Source organism: Mammaliicoccus sciuri (genome assembly GCF_025561425.1).
GTDB lineage: Bacteria > Bacillota > Bacilli > Staphylococcales > Staphylococcaceae > Mammaliicoccus > Mammaliicoccus sciuri_A.
On record NZ_CP094824.1, the window covers coordinates 2,052,833 to 2,070,255 of the forward strand.

At 31.6% G+C, this 17,423-nt stretch carries 18 protein-coding genes and 1 riboswitch; of the genes, 8 read left to right on the top strand and 10 right to left on the bottom strand.

The features are described from left to right. Window positions 1–157 precede the first annotated feature (157 nt). The gene (locus tag MUA60_RS10705) at window positions 158–370 is read left to right on the top strand and encodes a DNA-dependent RNA polymerase subunit epsilon (protein ID WP_048542221.1); all 213 of its coding nucleotides are present in this window, start codon (window positions 158–160) and stop codon (window positions 368–370) included. Further along, window positions 371–2,044: a ribonuclease J1 gene (rnjA, locus tag MUA60_RS10710; protein ID WP_262648219.1), complete on the top strand. Its 1,674-nt coding sequence runs from the start codon at window positions 371–373 to the stop codon at window positions 2,042–2,044. 43 nt (window positions 2,045–2,087) lie between these two features. On the opposite strand, the gene MUA60_RS10715 is transcribed toward rnjA, so the two are convergent. From MUA60_RS10715 to MUA60_RS10725, 3 genes are read right to left on the bottom strand one after another with little or no spacing between them, the layout of a single operon-like run. Then, window positions 2,088–2,750 (bottom strand): potassium channel family protein, encoded by a 663-nt coding sequence (locus tag MUA60_RS10715; RefSeq protein WP_262648220.1) that lies wholly within the window; start codon window positions 2,748–2,750, stop codon window positions 2,088–2,090. A 27-nt stretch (window positions 2,751–2,777) separates the two neighbouring features. Further along, window positions 2,778–3,794, bottom strand: a complete 1,017-nt coding sequence (locus MUA60_RS10720) for a cytochrome d ubiquinol oxidase subunit II (RefSeq protein WP_262648221.1) — start codon at window positions 3,792–3,794, stop codon at window positions 2,778–2,780. Then, window positions 3,794–5,140: a cytochrome ubiquinol oxidase subunit I gene (locus MUA60_RS10725; protein ID WP_262648222.1), complete on the bottom strand. Its 1,347-nt coding sequence runs from the start codon at window positions 5,138–5,140 to the stop codon at window positions 3,794–3,796. Before MUA60_RS10725 ends, MUA60_RS10720 begins: the two co-directional genes overlap by 1 nt. Before the next feature lie 185 nt (window positions 5,141–5,325). On the opposite strand from MUA60_RS10725, the gene MUA60_RS10730 reads away from it, so the two are divergent. After that, window positions 5,326–5,556, top strand: a complete 231-nt coding sequence (locus MUA60_RS10730) for a glutaredoxin family protein (RefSeq protein ID WP_262648223.1) — start codon at window positions 5,326–5,328, stop codon at window positions 5,554–5,556. After that, a complete protein-coding gene (locus MUA60_RS10735; protein ID WP_262648224.1) occupies window positions 5,556–6,317 on the top strand; it encodes a metallophosphoesterase in 762 nt (253 codons plus the stop codon). The genes MUA60_RS10730 and MUA60_RS10735 overlap by 1 nt, the downstream gene beginning before the upstream one ends. 80 nt (window positions 6,318–6,397) lie before the next feature. Here MUA60_RS10735 and ptsP read toward each other — a convergent pair whose 3' ends face one another. The 7 genes from ptsP to auxA form a co-directional block, all read right to left on the bottom strand. After that, entirely contained in the window at window positions 6,398–8,110 is a 1,713-nt protein-coding gene (ptsP, locus tag MUA60_RS10740) for a phosphoenolpyruvate--protein phosphotransferase (protein WP_262648225.1), read from the bottom strand. Continuing rightward, on the bottom strand, window positions 8,110–8,376 hold the full coding sequence (locus tag MUA60_RS10745) for a phosphocarrier protein HPr (protein ID WP_262648226.1): 267 nt from the start codon (window positions 8,374–8,376) through the stop codon (window positions 8,110–8,112). Before MUA60_RS10745 ends, ptsP begins: the two co-directional genes overlap by 1 nt. Window positions 8,377–8,512: 136 nt before the next feature. After that, window positions 8,513–9,430 (bottom strand): pseudouridine-5'-phosphate glycosidase, encoded by a 918-nt coding sequence (locus MUA60_RS10750; RefSeq protein ID WP_198472262.1) that lies wholly within the window; start codon window positions 9,428–9,430, stop codon window positions 8,513–8,515. Further along, window positions 9,430–10,521 (bottom strand): carbohydrate kinase, encoded by a 1,092-nt coding sequence (locus MUA60_RS10755; protein ID WP_262648227.1) that lies wholly within the window; start codon window positions 10,519–10,521, stop codon window positions 9,430–9,432. Before MUA60_RS10755 ends, MUA60_RS10750 begins: the two co-directional genes overlap by 1 nt. A 153-nt stretch (window positions 10,522–10,674) precedes the next feature. Further along, a complete protein-coding gene (locus tag MUA60_RS10760; protein WP_025905191.1) occupies window positions 10,675–11,211 on the bottom strand; it encodes a hypothetical protein in 537 nt (178 codons plus the stop codon). 72 nt (window positions 11,212–11,283) lie between these two features. Next, a complete protein-coding gene (locus MUA60_RS10765) occupies window positions 11,284–12,456 on the bottom strand; it encodes a class I SAM-dependent rRNA methyltransferase (RefSeq protein ID WP_262648228.1) in 1,173 nt (390 codons plus the stop codon). A gap of 347 nt (window positions 12,457–12,803) precedes the next feature. Continuing rightward, complete coding sequence (gene auxA / locus MUA60_RS10770) at window positions 12,804–14,102, bottom strand: lipoteichoic acid stability factor AuxA (RefSeq protein WP_262648229.1); 1,299 nt, start codon at window positions 14,100–14,102, stop codon at window positions 12,804–12,806. Between the two features lie 147 nt (window positions 14,103–14,249). Here auxA and MUA60_RS10775 point away from each other — a divergent pair, with 147 nt between their 5' ends. The 4 genes from MUA60_RS10775 (at window position 14,250) to MUA60_RS10790 (ending at window position 17,414) form a co-directional block, all read left to right on the top strand. Then, the gene (locus tag MUA60_RS10775; RefSeq protein WP_255201038.1) at window positions 14,250–14,375 is read left to right on the top strand and encodes a hypothetical protein; all 126 of its coding nucleotides are present in this window, start codon (window positions 14,250–14,252) and stop codon (window positions 14,373–14,375) included. 71 nt (window positions 14,376–14,446) lie between these two features. Further along, a riboswitch (TPP riboswitch) is annotated at window positions 14,447–14,551 on the top strand. 91 nt (window positions 14,552–14,642) lie between these two features. After that, window positions 14,643–15,218 carry an ECF transporter S component gene (locus MUA60_RS10780; protein WP_262648230.1) on the top strand — a complete coding sequence of 192 codons (576 nt, stop codon included), beginning with the start codon at window positions 14,643–14,645 and terminating at the stop codon, window positions 15,216–15,218. 11 nt (window positions 15,219–15,229) lie between these two features. Further along, window positions 15,230–16,633, top strand: coding sequence for an ABC transporter ATP-binding protein (locus MUA60_RS10785; RefSeq protein WP_262648231.1), 1,404 nt, complete (start codon window positions 15,230–15,232; stop codon window positions 16,631–16,633). Further along, a complete protein-coding gene (locus MUA60_RS10790; RefSeq protein WP_262648232.1) occupies window positions 16,623–17,414 on the top strand; it encodes an energy-coupling factor transporter transmembrane component T family protein in 792 nt (263 codons plus the stop codon). The genes MUA60_RS10785 and MUA60_RS10790 overlap by 11 nt, the downstream gene beginning before the upstream one ends. Window positions 17,415–17,423: the final 9 nt, after the last annotated feature.

Genomic DNA, 17,423 nt, shown 5'->3' on the forward strand with positions numbered 1-17,423 from the left:
TAATTATCATGTAAAATGAACTTATTAAAAAGGTATTTATATATTTTCATATAATTACTTTTAAAAATGTACGGGAATCAAATTTCGAAATTGACAAACCCTAGACTTAAAAACTAGGGCTTTATTTATGTTAATTAACCTAGGAGGATTTATATATATGGCAGTATTTAAAGTATTTTTTCAAGAAGACAAAAGTGAAGTAATCGTACGTGAAAGTACACAAACAAAATATTTCGAAGGACAAACTGAAGAACAAGTTAGAAGATATTTATCTGACCGTAATTACAATATCGAATTTGTCCAAAAATTAGAGGGCGCTCATTTAGAATATGAAAAGAAATCAGATCACTTTAATGTGGAGACAATCTAAATGAAGCCTTTACAAAAAAATGAAGTAGGCGTATACGCACTGGGTGGTCTCGGTGAAATTGGTAAAAACACGTACGCCCTCGAATATCAAGATGAAATCATTGTCATCGATGCAGGTATTAAATTCCCTGATGACGATCTTCTTGGTATCGATTACGTGATACCAGATTATACGTACTTAATTCAAAATAAACATAAAGTGAAAGCTTTATTTATCACTCATGGACACGAAGACCATATTGGTGGTGTCCCATTTTTATTAAAGCAAATGAATGTTCCGATTTATAGTGGACCACTTGCTTTAGGTCTTATTAGAAATAAATTGGAAGAACATAATTTATTGAAGACAGCTCAATTAAATGAAATTGATGAAGATTCTGTATTTGAATTCAAACATTTCAAAATTTCATTTTATTTAACAACACATAGTATTCCAGAAGCATACGGGATTATTGCAGATACACCAGAAGGTAAAATCGTTCATACAGGTGACTTCAAATTTGATTTCACACCTGTTGGCAAACCTGCAAACATTGCTAAAATGGCTCAACTTGGTGAAGAAGGCGTATTATGTTTGTTATCAGACTCTACAAACTCTGAAGTTCCTAACTTTACATTAAGTGAAAAGGAAGTTGGACAAAACGTAGATGAGATTTTCCGTAAATGTTCTGGTAGAATTATTTTTGCAACATTTGCATCTAATATTTATAGAGTTCAACAAGCTGTTGAAGCAGCCGTTAAATACAATCGTAAGATCGTTGTGTTCGGTCGTTCAATGGAGAACAATATTAAAATTGGTACAGAATTAGGTTATATCAAAGTACCACCTGAAACATTTATTGAACCTAACAAAATTAATACCGTTCCTAAACATGAAATTCTTATTTTATGTACAGGTTCTCAAGGTGAACCAATGGCAGCATTATCAAGAATTGCGAATGGTACACATAGACAAATCAGCATTATTCCAGATGATACAGTTGTATTCAGTTCATCACCAATTCCAGGTAACACGAAGAGTGTAAATAGAACAATCAACGCATTATACAAAGCTGGTGCTGATGTTATTCACGGTAAATTATCTAACATTCATACTTCAGGTCACGGTTCACAAGATGAACAAAAATTAATGTTACGTTTAATTAAGCCTAAATATTTTATGCCGATTCACGGTGAATATAGAATGCTTAAGAAACATAGTAAAACTGGTGTGAACTGTGGTGTAGATCCAGATAATATATTTGTTTATGAAATTGGTGATGTGCTCGCACTTACTAAAGATTCTGCAAGATATGCTGGCCGTATTCCATCAGGAAATGTATTTGTTGATGGTAGCGGAATTGGAGACATTGGTAATGTCGTAATTAAAGACCGTAAAGTCCTTTCTGAAGAAGGTCTTGTAATAGTTGTTGTAAGTATAGATTTCAAAACGAAACAACTACTCTCAGGACCAGATATCATCTCAAGAGGATTTGTATATATGAGAGAATCAGGTCATTTAATTTACGATGCACAACGATTAATCAAAAAAGCTGTTATTGAAAAGCTAAATAATAATGACAAAGTAGAATGGCATCACGTTAAATCTACAATTACTGAAGCTTTACAACCTTATTTATATGAAAAAACAGCTCGTAAACCAATGATTTTACCAATTATCATGAAAATTAAATAAAACATTAAAACACCCGTAATTTTTAGAAATTACGGGTGTTCTTTTATTCGTTTACGAGTTTTTTCTCGAATCTATTTAAGTCATTGTCATGACCTATCACGATTAATATATCATGAAATTCAATATTTTCATTTGGATCTGGTGCTACGATGATATCTTTACCCCTTTTAACAGCAATGATATTGATACCGTAATTTGCACGTACATCCAATTCTAATATAGAACTACCAGCAAGTCTTTCCCCTGCTTTAATTTCTACAATTGAATACTCATCAGAGAGTTCTAAGTAGTCTAGTACAGATGCGCTAGCAACATTATGTGCGATACGACGACCCATATCTCTTTCTGGATGGACAACAGTATCCGCACCTATTTTATTTAGAATTTTAGCGTGATAATCGTTCTGAGCTTTAGCTGTAACTTTTTTAACACCTAATTCTTTAAGAATTAATGTTGTTAACGTACTCGCTTGTATATTCTCACCTATCGCAACAATGACATGATTGAAATTGCGTATACCTAAACTTTTCATGACCGCTTCATCTGTTGTATCTGCAATCACTGCATGTGTGGCGATATCACTGAACTCATTCACTCTTGCTTCATCTGCATCTATGGCCATTACATCCATATCTAAAGCATTGAGCTCTCTTACAATACTTCCGCCAAATCGGCCTAAACCTATAACTACATACTCTCTACTCATGATATGCCTCCATACTTTATAATAATTTTATTTTTTACCTTTAACGTAATCAGCATCAAAGATAAATAATCTTAATAATAATATAAGCGATGGCACGAGTAAAAGTAAACCTAAAATAAATACGATTACAAGCATTAATGCCATTTGATCGTTCACAACTGCTTTATCAATATTGATAAATGGATCTAAGATATACGGCAATTTACTTACACCATATCCAAAGAATGCTGTACCGAATTGTAATAATATCATAATAAATGCAACACCATGTGCTTTTTTAAAGTATATTAATCCAACAGCAATGATAAAGAATATAATACTTAAACCGAATAACCACCAATAACTGCCGACTGCATTATTAAAATGCGTTTCGTTATGTTGTCTTAAAGATAAGAAAACGAACTGACAAATGATGATCATCGGAATTGCCCATATAAGGAACCACTGTCTCAATAAATGATATGCTTCAGAATCTTTAGCTTTATTCGCATAAAATGTTAAAAATCCTGATGAAATATATAACACTGAGATAATTGCTAAAAATACAACTGCCCATGCATATGGACTTAATAATAAATCAACCCACAGTAGGTGAACGCCATCACTTGTTTCTCTAATATAGCCACCTTCAGCAATTGTTAAAATTGTTGATAATGATGCCGGAATCAATAAACCTGTTCCACCATATAAGAATAACCATGATAACTTACTATCTTGTCCATAGTTTTCAAATGCATAAAAGCTACCACGAATGGTTAGTAAAATTAATGCAATACTACCAGGTATTAATAATGTTGACCCGAAATAATATGCAGAGTCTGGGAAGAATCCAACTATTCCTACAAAGAAGAATACGAAGAACACATTTGTTACTTCCCAAACTGGGTTTAAATATCTAGAAATCAAGTTATTGATAATATGATCTTGCTTCGTTAATTTAGCGTGAAATGCGAAGAATCCTGCACCAAAATCAATAGCACCAATAATAATGTAACCAAACAGAAAGAGCCAAAGCACTGTAATACCTATATGTTGATAATCCATTATACTTCACCCTTTCTGTCTATTATTTTGTTCACATCATCAGTCGTTTTACTGTGACTAAACATTCTAATAAGTACATAACTTGATGAAATACCAAGAACTAAATAAAGTATTGCGAATGCAATGAATACAAGTGCAAGTCCATCAGCATTTGTTGCAGCTTGTGCAACTTTTAAGTAACCTCTTAATATCCAAGGTTGTCTACCCATCTCAGCTAAGAACCAACCAAATTCAATTGCAAGCATTGCAAGTGGTCCGGTTAATACCGCTAAATATAAGATTGGCTTACTATATTGCGACCATTTTTTCACCCATTTTAATACGACAAATAAAGCTGAAACGACAAAGCAATACACACCAAAGAATACCATCAAATCAAAGAAATAGTGAATGATAAGTGGTGGTGTTTCATCGCTCTTAAATTCGTTTAAACCTTTAACTTCAGTATTAAAATTACTATCTGACAAGAAACTTAAAGCGCCAGGTATTTTAATAGCACCTTTAACTTCTTGTTTATCTTCATCAACTACCCCAAATAATACTAGGTCTGCTTTTGATTCACTTTCAAAATGCCACTCCATAGCTGCTAATTTTTCAGGTTGTTCTTGATGTAAGAACTTAGCTGATAAATCGCCAGCTAACATTGCAAGTAAACTCGCAATTAAACCGACTATCATCGTAAGTTTAAGAGCTTTTTTATGATATTCCTTATCATCTATAAATTTATTCTTAATTAAACGATATGCTGCTATACTTGCTAAAATAAATGCAGCTGTCATAAATGCAGTCGCTATAACGTGAAAAGCTCTAATACCGAATGATGCATTAAACATCGCAGCAATTGGATCAATGTTCATCAATTTTCCATTGATAAAATCGAATCCATTTGGCGTATTCATGAAAGAATTCACAGATGTAATAAAGAACGCTGAGAATGTACCACCAATAATTACTGGTAACGTAATTAAAAAGTGCGTCCATTTACCTTTGAATCTATCCCACGTATATAAATAAATACTTAAGAAAATAGCCTCAAAGAAAAAGGCGAATGTTTCCATAAATAATGGTAGCGCAATAACTTGCCCACCTAATTGCATAAATGCTGGCCACAATAATGATAATTGTAGACCAATAATTGTTCCCGTAACTACTCCGACCGCTACAGTAATCGTATACCCTTTAGACCAACGTTTTGCCATTGCTATATACATAGGATTATTGTTCTTAATACCTATGAATTCAGCAATTGCAAACATTAATGGGATCCCCACACCAATTGTTGCAAAAATGATATGGAATCCCAAGGTCATAGCAGTTAGTAAACGACTTATAACTACTGCATCCATAATATTCCTCCATTCAACGTTTGTGATATACATCACAATTTAATCTTATTATACAACACTTTAATCATTTGTGAAATGTTTAACATTTACAAAGTAATGACAAATTAATGGCAAAATAGGACATAATCGTTGAACGCTTAAAAAAATCATTTATAATATGTCTATATAAAGTTGAGGTGAAATCTATGAGTGAAGTTACAATTTATACACAAGACCAGTGTCCCCCTTGCCAATTTGTAAAACAATATTTTAATGAAAAAGAAATTCCTTTTACAGAAAAAAATATAAAAAACAAACAATTTAAAAACGAACTTATCGATCTAGACAGTTTTTCAACACCTACTGTTCTCATTAATAGAGAAGTTTTTTATCAAGTTGATATAGAATCTTTTAATAAAGCATTAGGCATTCATTAATGAAGATTCAATTTCCAAGTTCTAAAATTAAAGTCACCACACATTCTATTGATACAAACTTAAAATCAAATCTGAAACTCATTCATATAACAGATTTGCATTTAGGTTATTATTCTAATTTAGAAAATTTATATCAACTTGTACGTCTTATTAATGAGCAAGAAGCAGATATTGTTTGTTTCACAGGTGATTGTTTTGATGATATTGCTCAAATTTCATTTGACCCTTATCTAGTTATACCTTTATTTCGTACAGTTCAATCAAAATATGGAAAATTTTTTGTTCCAGGCAACCACGATTACGGTTCAAACGGCACTCATACGGTATTAGATATCATGAATAAATCGGGTTTTGAAGTCTTGTTAAACAGTTCTTACGTCGTCAACACACCTGCTGGTATCATTCAGATAAACGGTATAGACGATTTGTGTTTTGGTCAGCCTAACTTTTGTAGTTCATTCCAAGTACCTAATTGTCGTATAGACTTTAGAATAGGTCTCGTACATGAACCAGATAAAGTTAAATTATTAGATCCAAACATCCATTTAGTACTATCTGGACATACACATGGTGGTCAAGTTCGACTTCCTAAGTTTGGCGCTATTTATACACCAACTTATGGAAAAGTATATAAACAAGGTTTGTATCAAATTAGAACTGGACAATACCTCTATGTTAATCAAGGCTTAGGTATGACAAGACTTCCGATTAGAATATTTTGCTCACCTGAAATTGCGATATTCAATTTGCAATCTCAATAAAGTCTGAAAAGATCATTCACATATAAAAACAGAGCAGTTATCTACTTAATGTTAAGAGATAACTGCTCTGTTTTTTAATTTTAAAGAATTTGATTAACGAGTTCAACAACTTCTTCTTCTGTTGCACAGTTAATTGCTTTGTTCGCTAATTCTTGCATTTCTTTTTGATCTAATTGTTTGATTTGTTTTCTAGCTTTTAGAATACTTGTCGCACTCATAGAGAATTCATCTAAACCTAATCCAAGTAATAATGGAATTGCTGTATTGTCTCCAGCCATTTCTCCACACATACCAGTCCATTTACCTTCTTTATGAGAAGCTTCAATTACTTGCTTAACTAAGCGAAGAATTGCAGGGTTATATGGTTGGTATAAGTAAGAAACACGCTCAGACATACGGTCAGCAGCCATTGTATATTGGATTAAATCATTCGTACCAATACTGAAGAAATCAACTTCTTTAGCGAAGATGTCTGCAAGTGCTGCAGTAGATGGAATTTCTACCATAATACCGATTTCGATATCATCCGCAACGTTAACACCTTCAGAAACTAATTTTTCTTTTTCTTCAAGTAAGATTGCTTTAGCGTCTCTAAATTCTTTAATAGTTGCAATCATAGGGAACATGATATTTAACTTACCAAATTCAGAAGCACGTAATAAAGCTCTTAATTGAGTTCTAAAGATATCAGTTTGATCTAAACATAAACGAATCGCTCTATATCCTAAGAATGGGTTCATTTCTTTAGGTAAGTTTAGATAAGATAATTCTTTATCTCCACCTATGTCTAAAGTACGAACGACAACACGTTTGCCGTCCATTTCTTTTAAGACTTTACTATATGCTTCAAATTGTTCTTCTTCTGAAGGCATATTGTCTCTACCCATGTATAAGAATTCAGTACGGTATAAACCGATACCTTCTGCGCCGTTATTTTTAACACCTTCTAAGTCATTAGGTGTACCAATATTCGCAGCTAATTCTACATGAACACCATCTTTAGAAACAGATTCATCATTAACTAGTTTAGCTAATTCTTCTTTTTCAGCTAAGAAGTTTTTCTGTTTTTGTTCGTATGCTTGAACTTCGTCATCTGTTGGGTTAATGATTACATCACCAGATAAACCATCAATGATTAAACTATCACCATGGTTTACACGATCAGTAATATCTTTAGTACCTACAACAGCAGGAATTTCTAATGAACGACTCATTATTGCTGAGTGTGAAGTTCTTCCACCGATATTTGTCGCAAAACCTTTAACAAACTCTTTGTTAAGTTGCGCAGTGTCAGATGGTGTTAAATCTTCACCTACAATAATAACGCTTTCATTAATCATACTAGGGTTTGGTAATTCTACACCTAAAATATGTGCCAAAATACGTTTAGAAACGTCACGAATATCTGCCGCACGTTCTTTCATGTATTCATTATCCATATTTTCGAAAATTGTAATGAAGTTTGTTGATACTTCATTTAACGCAGTAGGTGCATTTACTTTGTTATTGCGAATATTTTCTTCAATTGGATTTAATAATTCTGGATCTTCTAACACTAATAAATGTGCATCAAAAATCGCAGCTTTATCTGCACCAAGTTGTTTTTCAGCATTATTACGAATTTGAGTTAATTCAACTTTTGTTTGATTAACAGCCGCTTTAAACTTTTCAACTTCGCCGTCTACATCGCTGATATTTTCGCTTGAAAACGATAAGTCAGGTTCAACTAATAAATATGCTTTACTAATAGCCACACCATCAGATGCAGCTATACCTTTTAATAATTCAGACATTATTTAGTTAATCCTTCTTTAGATAATACTTCAGTAATTGCTTCGATAGCTTCTTTCTCATCACTACCCTCAGCGTAGATAGTAATTTCAGCATCTTTACCAACACCTAGGCTCATTACACCCATGATTGATTTTAAGTTAACTTTTTTAGTGTTATATTCTAATTGTACATCTGAATCAAATTTAGATGCAGTTTGAACTAACATTGTTGCTGGTCTAGCGTGAATACCCGTTTCGTCAATAATTACGTATGAATTTTGTTCCATTTTTATTGTCTCCTTCTGATACCTATATTAAATTTGTATAAAATCAAATTTTATCTATACGATTAAAGAATATCAAAAAACCACTTACAATTCAATCATATTACATAAGTATGCAATTATTTGAGCTGATTATTCTTTATTTTTGAAGGTTCGTGTATTCAACTGCTATTTGTGTACCAATTTTAGCGTTATGTTCAACAAGTTTAATATTTGTTTCTAATGATTTACCGCCAGATTGCTTAACGATTTCACCTAATAGGAATGGTGTAGAATCTTTGCCGTGAATACCTTCTTCTTCAGCTTTAGCAACTGCTTTGTCAATAATACCATTGATGAAACTTGGTTCTAATTGATCCTCTTCTGGTACTGGGTTAGCGACAACAATACCTGTTTCTAAACCTAAGTCCCATTGTACTTCTGCAAGTTTCGCAATTGTACTTACTTCATCAATTCTTGTGTTTAATTTAAGACCACTTTCTCTTGTAAAGAATGCCGGGAGTTCATCAGTTTGATATCCAACTACAGGTACTCCTTTTGTTTCTAAATATTCTAATGTTTTGTCTAAGTCTAAAATTGATTTAGCACCTGCACAAATGACAGCTACTTTCGTTTTAGAAAGTTCATCTAAATCTGCAGAAATATCCATTGTATGTTCAGCACCTTTATGAACACCACCGATACCACCAGTAACAAAGAATTTAATGTCTGCTAATTGAGCACAAATCATTGTTGAAGCCACTGTTGTTGCACCAATTTTTTTAGTTGCTAATATTTCAGCGATATCTCTTCTAGAAACTTTTGCTACATTTTCTGCACTTGCTAATAATTGTAATTCATCTTCGCTCAATCCAATTTTAATTTTTCCATCAATAATTGCGATTGTTGCAGGTACCCCACCATTATCTCTTACAATTTGTTCTACTTTTTGTGCCATTTCTACGTTTTGAGGATAAGGCATACCATGTGAAATAATTGTAGATTCTAAAGCAACAATTGCTTTACCTTCCTCTTTTGCTTGTTCTACTTCTTTTGAAAATTGAATATAGTTTTCCATTATAAAGCCTCCATGTCCTTAATTAATTGTTTTTTATCTAAATCTTGTCTGACTGTATAAGCTGTTTGAATTGTTTTAGATGCATTTGCTTTTGCCAAATCAATAATTTTGTCGATTTCATATGATTTCAACCATCCATAAATTAAACCTGATGTAAATGCATCACCGGCACCTGTTACATCAACGACATTATCGACTTTTTTGACTTCAAATTGACGTTGACCTTCATCACCATCATAAATAATCTTATCTTTACCTGATGTCACAACTAAGTTATTCACACCAAGTGATCTAATTTCACCAATGTATTGAATTAATTCCGCTTCTGTTTGTGCATCTTTACCTACAAATGATTCAACTTCATCTTTATTTAATATGAGCCAATCAACAGCATGTAAATTATGAGGTAGACGATTCATCTTCGGGCCTGAAACTGCAATCAATACTAATTTAATCTTTTTCTTCTCTGCATATGAACATAAAAACTCTATCGTCTCTTTAGGACAGTTTAAATCTGCAATAATACATTTTGATTTATTGAGTAAATATGTGTTTTTAATCATAAATTCTGGCGTAATTTTGTCATATACTGACATGTCCGCAAACCCCATCGTCATACTACCATGTTGATCTAACAATGCTGTATAACTTCCCGTTGATTCACTAGAGATTTTCTCAACATAGTCTACATTCATAAATGGTGATGATAAATCAGAAATATGTTGCCACTCTGCATCATTACCTGAAGTCGTTAATAACAGAACATCTTCACCGATACGTCCTAAATTCTCAGCAACGTTTCTAGCAACACCACCAATAGAAGTTTCAGAAGTTACTGGGTTTGAAGTGCCCTGCACTAAATCGTCTGTAATATGAAATTTCCTATCTATGTTAGCTCCACCAATACATACAATTGGATTTTGCTCGTTTAATACATATGCTTTCCCTTGCACATATTCTTTCTTAACTAAACCTGAAATAATATTTGCAACTGCAGGTCTAGACAAACCAACTTTATCTGATAACTCTTGTTGTGATATAAAAGGATTCTCTTTTATTAAGTTAAGAATTAATTTTTCATTTTCATTCATCAATTTCACCTCACAAACATTTGTTTATATTTCAAACTTTAGTTTGCTTTTTTGATTATAAAGCGTTTTTAGAATAATTGCAAATATAAAATAAAAAATTACACAAAAAAGAAGCTAAGACATTACAAAATGCCTTAGCTTCTTTTCAATATTCTATTCACCTATAAAGTCTTGAATGACTGTTTCACATTTTTTAATGTGATCCTCACCCATTTTTTTCATTAAATAATAACTAATTGAACCAGCAACTGCTTGTCCAACTAATGGTACCCATCTTGATTGTTTTGCCGCTTCTCTTTTTACGACTGATCTAAATATAACTTTCACCATTGCATTCGTTACTTTTTGACCAATAAACTGGCTACCTCTCATTGCAGCTGATGTTAAAACTTTTTGTTTTAAATCATCTTGCATTTTATTAACTTGCTTATGACTTAATCCATAAATTTTATTAATATCTTCAATGATATCGCCCATTAATTTAATATCCATACCAACACCAAGTCCTGGGATTGGTACGACATTTGCAGCTGAAGACATTAATGACTTCTTATGAATAAGTTCTTTAGCTTTTTTTCTACGTTCTAACAATTCTTCTTGTGAAGTTGGTAATTCAGAACGCTTCTTTATTTCTTGTATACCAAATGCTTTATTGCCTGCTTTTGTCGTAATTTTATCGAAAATTCCCATTGTTTCCATTCTCCTCACAGTTCGATTATATTCAAACATTATTATAATAATGTATACCCGAACTAGGAAATTTTAACCATTTATTTGTACGAATACGACTTTCAAGTATTTACTTGGTTTATAGTGTGGATGACTCTTGAAGTCTTTAGGTAATCCCATTACATCAGAAATTGTATAATCAACACCTAATTGATCTAATGTTTGAATTATCATTTTTTTGAATGCTTTTTGTGGGAAAGCACTTGAATTTGTACTTAGCACTAAGTTACCACTCTCGTTCAATAATTCTAATGCACCTTCAATTAATTCAGGATAGTTTTTCTGAACACTAAAAGTCTTTTTCTTATTACGTGCGAAGCTTGGTGGATCAATCACGACAACGTCATAACTTAAACCATGTCTTAAAGCATATTTGAAATAATCAAATACATCCATTATAAATATATGGTTCTGATTAAGATCTATTGTATTTAAACCAAAGTTTGCTTCAGTTAATGGTCTAGCTCTATTAGCTAAATCCACACTTGTAGTTGAACGAGCATTTTCACTTGCTGCAACTGAAAATGCACCCGTATAACTAAATAAATTCAATATATCTTTATCTTGACTATAGTGGTCTCTTAATTTTTTTCTAACGTCTTTTTGATCTAAGAAAATACCTGTCATAGGTCCATCATCAAGATTAATATTATAGAACATATGATTTTCTTCTATGACATATGGAAATTCTGGTGCTTCACCTGCTACGAAGTCTGAAGCAGTTTCCATTCCTTTAAATCTTCTTTTTTCAAAAATTGATTTATAATCGAAGACTTCTTTAATTGCAGGTAATATTCTATCTTTCAATCGATATATACCTACTGAGTACCACTGAACTAATAAATGACCGTCATAATGATCAATTGTCAGTCCACCAATTCCATCGCCTTCTGCATTAAATAATCTATATGCATTGATACCATCTACATTTTCATAATATGCTCTATCATTTTTAGCTTCTTCGAATAACTTTACAAAAAAGTTATGATCAATCTTTTCAGTTGAGTCTAATGATAATACCCAGCCTATACCTTTATTTTGTTCACCATAATATGCAGTTGCAATGAATTTTTTCCCCGCATCAACAAGCGCAACTAATTCTCCTTCATCCATTTTAGGCATATCAAAAACATCGTCTTTTTCTACTAGAGGATATCCTCTTAAATATTTATCTTCTTTTCCTTTTTTGAGCATTAATTGTTTCATTATATATTAGCCATCCTTTCGAAATGTCTCACATATTATAACGTATATTATTCAAAACACCAAAAAACAGAGTATTCCCCTTTAGAATACTCTGTTAACCGAATTTTATTAATCAAAATTTCCCCCAGAAAGTTTTGATCCCCTTATATGTAAACGCTTACTAAAGTTAGTATAAAGGATAAGATTATTCCACGCAATACATTTTTTGAATAAATTCATTAAAATAGTTTACTTATTACATATTTAAACTTTTAATTACAGCAATTGCTCGTGAAAATTATAAAATAAAAAACACTTTATTAAGCGCATAGTGCTCAATAAAGTGTCTAATTATATCGTGTAAGATATTAAAATGATTTTTTCAAGTGAATGATAAATGCTGGTGTTACAAATAATAATAGTAAAAATGAAATTGGTGTGATAAACACGGAAAATTGTGAAGTTTGAATTGCTGAAACAAAGAATGTCGTTGCAATTTCAAAGAATAATGCTGAAATAACAAACAATTTACCAAAATTATTTTTATTCTTATAATTTGTCGTGTAATTGAAGTATGCATATAAGATAATCAATAACATCATAATAAATAATGTTAACCATTCAAAAACATATTGAATTTGAGATAATTTCCATTCACCTGATAAGAATAAACCATTACGGTTATTAAACTCTATAAATGTAAATAAGAATAAAACTACAGTACTTATCCATTCTATATAGCTTTTCTTTAACCATTTCGGTCTTCTCATCCATCTTGGAATATCGTCTTCTTCGATTTTAATAATCTCTATCCATTTTTCATTACGGCGTTTTCTTTTAGCAATTGCCTCTTCAGAATTAAATTTTTCTAAAGTCGCCTGTTTGAAATTCTGTAATTTTTGGTAAAAACCTTCTGCTAAAGTATATATTTTTCTTGTTAAGCGGTTATTTTTAACTCTTGAATATCTTTCTTCATGAAATTGTTCAATGTCTTCATCGCTTACTGGTAAAGATCTTCTTAAATATAAACTAATCCAAACTGACATTTGACTTAGACACCACAACAGAATGAAGAATAAGTTAACACTCATAACGTCTATAGGCTTTACATTTTGAGCATCGATATTATGGTTCATTGCAAATTGTGAAATGAAATAACATAATCCATAAGAAATGATAATCCATAAGTACTGTTTCTTTCGATGCATTGGATTTAGCTCATTTTTATAAACGACATATCCCACATGAATTGCAAATGGAATAATAAATAAGAAAGATGCAAAACTATATACTTGGAACATGGTCATCATAATAACAATCATTAAAATAATTGTCAGTCCGATATAAAATACAGAAATATCATAATCGTAATGCGTCGTTCTTCTTAAAGTACGTCCTACTAATAATACAAACACACCAAATAGCAATACAATTATTGCTGCGATAACTGGAAAGTTACCAATATAATGGTGCAATATTCTTACTAATTCATCAAAAAAAGCTACAAAAAAGTCCCAAATGTTATTGATATGGATATTACTTGAATCCTTGATATTATAGTCTTTAATACGTGGCGCATTAAAAAGTATAAGTAATCCAGTAATCAAAAGAAATATACCTATAATTCGACTAAAATGAACTTCCCAGCTTTTTTTCTTTATAGCCATGTTCTTCACCTCATTGAACATTATAATTGTTTCATTTTCAATTGTCTTTAATTATATTGAAAATCAGTCCCAAGTACTAGCAAGAAGTTTAATACTTATATGTAGTTGGGTATATAATAATATCATACATTTTAAAGGAGTGTTATTATGACTCATAATGATAAGCATAAAGAAGAAGCAGAAAAAGCTAAAAAGAAAGAACAAGAAAATAAGCAAGACAACAACAAAGGTCAGGATGAAACAAAAGAAAATATACAAGACACATTTGAATAAATGAATTTTAGTTTTATGATTTACTATTGACAAATAGATTAATAAGACTTATCGTATGGATAACAAATTAATAAATGCACTAGGGGTGTTTTGAAACTGAGACAGACATGAAAAGGTCTGAACCCTTTGTACCTGATCTAGATGATACTAGCGTAGGAAAGTGTTCGTAAATCATATAATATTCATTTTTAAATGATAACAATATTTTTGTGCGCTTCTATTTAGATATAGGAGTGCACATTTTTTTATTTAAAAGGAGAATATAACATGTCAAAGAAATTAACGTTATCAGATATTTTAGTAACTGTATTAATTGGTGCTTTGTTTGCAATCATTTATAAGTTCTTATGGATACCTTATGAAATTTTAAAACCACTCGGTCTACACTTAGAACAATCTGTATATGGTGTATGGTTTATTGCAGCAATTGTCACTTATTTAATTATTCAAAAGCCTGGTGTTGCAATTCTTGCTGAATTTGCTGCGGGTGCTGGCGAAACGATTGTAATGGGCCAATTCGATATTCCAACATTTGTATACGCATTATTACAAGGTTTAGCTTGTGAAATCACCTTCTTAGCTGTTCGATATCAATCTAGAAAATTATCAGTTGCTGTTATAGCTGGTATGGCTGCAGGTATTATTACGTTACCAATTGATTGGTTCTATAATTACTTAGGTGACGTTGCTTTATGGAATGTTATTTTAATGTTTACGATTAGAATTTTAAGTGGTGCAATCGTTGCTGGTGCATTAGGCTATGCAATTGTAAAAGCACTCGACCAAACTGGTGTTACGAAATTGTTCAGACCAGCATCTAAAAAAGATTATGACTTATTATAGGAGTTATTCAATTGTTATCACTAAAAAATTTAAGACTAAAGTATCCTGATGATGATCGCATTATATTTAAAAATTTAAACATCAATATTAATGATAAAGAAAAAGTACTTTTACTAGGTCCAAGTGGATCTGGTAAAAGTACGTTATTAAATATATTAAGTGGTATTATACCGAGATCGATGGACATACCGATGAAAGTTGATTCAATCAATATCGATTCACTTCCAGGTGTTATTTTTCAAGACCCTGATACGCAGTTTTGTATGCCTGAGATTAAAGAAGAATTAGCATTTGTGCTTGAGAATATGAACATCGAACCTGATAAAATGGACGGATTTATAAAAAATGCCATGAAACAGGTAAATTTAAATGCTGATCCTTCACTTAAAATCAATCGTTTAAGTGGTGGTATGAAACAAAAATTAGCGATTGCTTCTATATTATTACAAGATACAAATACGTTATTTCTTGATGAACCGACAGCAATGCTTGATCATCAATCAACGACACAACTATGGGATTTGATTATGGAACATTGGACAAATCAAACTGTTGTAATCGTAGAACATAAAGTTGATTATATTTGGAATTATGTAGATAGAGTTATTGTAATGAATGAAAATGGTGAAATCACACATGATAGTACACCTCAAGATATATTAGATCATCATACAGACATTTTAAATGAATACGGTGTTTGGCACCCTAACTCGTGGCAATATGCCCCAAAATTATCTGAACAGACTGCTGAGCACAATCCGTTGTTAAATATAGAGCAGTTAGATGTACTGCGTGGCTCCAAAAAACTATTTAGTATAGATAAATTAACGATTTCAAGTGGCGAATGGCTTACAATAACTGGACCAAATGGAACAGGTAAGACAACATTATTAGAAACGATGATGCAGCTCATTAAATATAATGGTAAAATATTTTATAAAAACAAACAGATTAAAAAAGTAAAAGATGCTTCTAAACATATGTATTTCGTATATCAAAATCCAGAATTACAATTCATCGAAACATCTGTATATAACGAAATATTTATCAATTATGCTTATCAAGATAAACAAACAGCTCATGACAAGACCCAAAACATGTTGACGTTATTAAAACTTAATCATGTGAAAGACCAGCATCCTTTCGAATTATCAATAGGACAGAAAAAAAGATTAAGTGTCGCAACTGCATTAAGTACGAATTCTGAAATTATTTTACTTGATGAGCCAACATTCGGTTTAGACAGTCACAATACCTTTGAACTCATCAAATTATTTCATGAACGCGTTCAACATGGTCAAACTATCTTAATGATTACGCACGAAAATGAGATTATTAATCGCTATGCTACTAGAAGATTAACAATCAAAGACGAGCAATTACATGTAAGCGGTGGTGAATCTCATGTTAACTAATTGGAAGAAATACCGTACTTTTATTGATGATGTCAATATTCTAACGAAACTTATATTAGGTGTCATACTATTTTTCTATGCGATATTTATTCATCAATTTGATTTCATGCTTTATTTAACGATTATTATGTTCCTTTATCTAATCTTCATGAGCGGCGTGAGATGGTTGCCACTATTAATCGTCATTGCTATCACTTTATTTTTCGGACTCACTTCTTCCTTATTTATGATTTTCTATGGTGAAGGAAATGAAACAATTTTCAAGTTTGGTATTATTCATATTACTGAAGAAAGCTTTTTGAGAGGTATTCACGTAACCATGCGTACACTTGTCATTTCATTTTACGGCATGGTTATCCCATTTACTTCGCAAATCATTTATGTGTTTTATAGTTTCATGCAACATTTAAAAGTAAAACCTAAAATCGCATATGCTTTCATGGCTTCTATACGCATGATACCGCTTATGTTTAGTTCTTTTATGCAGTTAAGACAAGCTTTAAAAATGCGATATGCAGTTATAGATAAAAGCAATCGTAAAGGCTTAAAATGGATTCACCATTTACTCATTCCAACATTAAGTCAAAGTATAAGAAAATCACATAGGTTAGCTGTTGCGATGGAAGCAAAAGGATTCACAAACGGCAAAAGAACTTTCTATTATAAAGTACCTTTCACTAAAAATGATTTATATTTCATCTTATTGACGATTGCACTCGTTGCTGTCGCATATTTATTAAATGTTTATTTACCTATAACACACATTTCAGATATTCGATAACATTGCGTT